We start from the raw sequence: 654 nt of genomic DNA, 5'->3' as shown, positions 1-654 counted from the left end.
AACTGCGAACGCGGAGGTAGGCGAGGCGAATGTTTTAATTGCTTTCAGGCACTCATCTTCCCCTTGTAGCAAGTTGAGCAGCCCGAATCGAACACCACCTACCACCACCCAGCGCGTTGAACGTTGCTACCGTGACCTGCACAGTGGACGTTTGCGCCTGGGCACTTTCGTCAGCGGTCCACAACAAGATTACTGCGCCGGTGAGACAGACATTTCTACTTAGTCACCAGAGCGACATTTCTATTTAGCCTTGACACGTCGACTTCGCTTAACAGTGTTTATGTTAAATCGAGTGGGCCGTAAATGCCGTTTGGAGCTGAGGCTCGCCGGGAAGGTAAAAAAAGGAGGGACAGAAACGATGTCACAAGAAACCGATGCTGGCAACCCAGCTCCCACGCGCAGCGGCTACCTAGTTGAGGGATTCAAGGATGGCGATGTGTATTTCCACGAGATGTCCGACGATGAGCAGCTTGCGACTCGTTACTGCGATCTGTTGAATGCCTACCAGGAAGCTCGGCCCCTAGTGGCCAAGTCAGACGATACCGAAGACCTGGAAGTGCTTCAGCAGATGTGGATCGACAGCCATCCTGGCGGCCGTGCGGCAGCAGAGTGCGATTGGTTCAGAGTGTTGCCCGTCTGCTGGATCAATCCCGA

1 protein-coding gene is annotated in these 654 nt (G+C 54.1%); it reads left to right on the top strand.

Features of this window, described 5'->3' with window-relative positions; genetic code table 11:
- Nucleotides 1-358: 358 nt before the first annotated feature.
- The coding region (locus QKY98_RS23610) for a hypothetical protein (RefSeq protein ID WP_284671704.1) at nt 359-654 on the top strand (296 nt) is incomplete at its 3' end.

It is taken from the genome of Pseudomonas sp. HR1 (genome assembly GCF_030175875.1).
Taxonomy (GTDB): Bacteria; Pseudomonadota; Gammaproteobacteria; order Pseudomonadales; family Pseudomonadaceae; genus Chryseomonas; species Chryseomonas oryzihabitans.
Note: the sequence above shows the minus strand (reverse complement) of the source record. Positions and strands in the feature narration are given on the sequence as shown.